The sequence below is a fragment of the Caballeronia sp. M23-90 genome (assembly GCF_053574605.1).
This window is the reverse complement of record NZ_JBSIPA010000835.1, coordinates 1-1255: the sequence shown is the minus strand read 5'-3', so window position 1 is coordinate 1255 and position 1255 is coordinate 1. Positions and strand designations below refer to the sequence as shown.

Here is a 1255-nt window from a genome sequence, read left to right as displayed (position 1 = left end):
TGGTCGTTCCACCAGTGCGCGGCGCGACGGCCGAGGTTCGCCGCCAAAACACACAAGCGCCACCTCCGCACGCTCCCGGTATGCGCGATCGAACAACGCAACAACCAGCCCCTTCGCGAGCGCGAGCCGCTTGCCGCCAAGCATCGAACCTGAACAATCGAGCACGAAACAATGCAGCGCGCTCGCCTCGCCTTCCTCGCAATGAAACCGCAGATGCGCCGCGTCGAGCATCTGATTGCGTTTCGCGAGCAGCGTTTGCATCCAGTCGATGCGCCCGCTCTTCTCGCCTTCGCGTGAACGCGCTTTGCCGGGAGCGAAAGGATCGAGCCATCGAAGGCGGCCGGGGTCGGCGCGTGTTTCCGGCCTTCGATGGCTCAGGATTTTTTTGACGTGAGCGGCCTCACGTTTTTTACGGTGGTTATATCGACGGGCTCGGGCGGCATGTAGCCGAAGTTGGCTTCATCGGTGTCTTGCGATTGGGGTTGCTGCTTTTCCTGTTCGCGTTTGCCTGCAGGTTCGTTGCCGACTTTCCGCCGATGCAGAAGCACCGCCTCCGCAATGCGTTCGACATGATCCACCCGGACCGCATCGGCCTCCTCCAATGCAGCCAGCGCACGCGCCGCACGCAGCATGACCAGATCGGCGCGCAAGCCGTCGACGTTTGCCTCGATGCAAAGCTCGCTCACACGCGCATGAACGGAGTCATCGAATTCGAGGGCGGGAAGAGCTGAACGTGCACGTAGAAGCTTATGCGACAACGCATCTTGTTGCGGCGCTAACCGCAAACGGAACGCTTCAGGATTTGCGTCGAATGCAAGCCGCGCCTTGACGATCTCGCGACGTACGTTGGCATCGAAGCAATTCTGCAACTCCACCGCAAGCCCAAACCGATCGAGCAACTGCGGCCTGAGTTCGCCTTCCTCGGGGTTCATCGTGCCAATCAACACAAACCGCGCGTCATGCCGATGCGAGATGCCATCGCGCTCGATCAAGTTCACGCCGCTTGCAGCGACATCGAGCAATTGATCCACGAGCTGATTCGGCAGCAGATTGACTTCATCCACATACAACACGCCTTCATGCGCCTTCGAAAGCAAGCCCGGCGAAAAACGCACGCCGCCGTCGCGTAACGCCGTTTCAAGATCGAGCGATCCGATCAGTTGCTCTTCACTCGCGCCCAACGGCAGGGTGACGAAGCGGCCTTCGGGAAGCAGCTCGGCCAGTGCGCGCGCTGTGGTGGACTTCGCCGTGCCGA

The 1255-nt window shown here is 60.8% G+C and carries 2 protein-coding genes; both read right to left on the bottom strand.

Translation table 11 applies throughout. From position 1 onward, the window contains the following. Nucleotides 1-261 (bottom strand): vWA domain-containing protein (locus ACRXB1_RS36280; protein ID WP_449494802.1); only part of this gene is annotated, 261 nt, incomplete at its 3' end. 113 nt (nt 262-374) lie between these two features. Further along, nucleotides 375-1255 (bottom strand): ATP-binding protein (locus ACRXB1_RS36275; protein WP_449494801.1); only part of this gene is annotated, 881 nt, incomplete at its 5' end.